This is a genomic window from Geodermatophilus sp. FMUSA9-8, from assembly GCF_037034165.1.
Taxonomy (GTDB): Bacteria; Actinomycetota; Actinomycetes; order Mycobacteriales; family Geodermatophilaceae; genus Geodermatophilus; species Geodermatophilus nigrescens.
In genome coordinates this window covers 1-229 of record NZ_JBAGKE010000033.1, presented here as the reverse complement: position 1 = coordinate 229, position 229 = coordinate 1, and the positions used below count along the sequence as shown (strand labels likewise).

Below are 229 nucleotides of genomic sequence, written 5' to 3'. Positions count from 1 at the left end.
GAGCCCGAGAGGGTCGAGTTGGTGTGCGTCCGCTCCTTGAGAACTCAACAGCGTGCCGAAAGTCAGTGCCAAGTAATACCCCGTCCGCACCTGTGGGTGCGGTGGGATTCCTTTGGTTGATTGATATCGCGATCTGTCAGGTCGCGGTTCTCAGCCGGTATCAGATCATCTACGGAGAGTTTGATCCTGGCTCAGGACGAACGCTGGCGGCGTGCTTAACACATGCAAG

The 229-nt window shown here is 56.8% G+C and carries 1 rRNA gene; it reads left to right on the top strand.

Annotation, left to right across the window (positions count from 1 at the left end):
• Nucleotides 1–168 precede the first annotated feature (168 nt).
• Nucleotides 169–229, top strand: a 16S ribosomal RNA gene (locus WA616_RS24395); the annotation flags it as partial.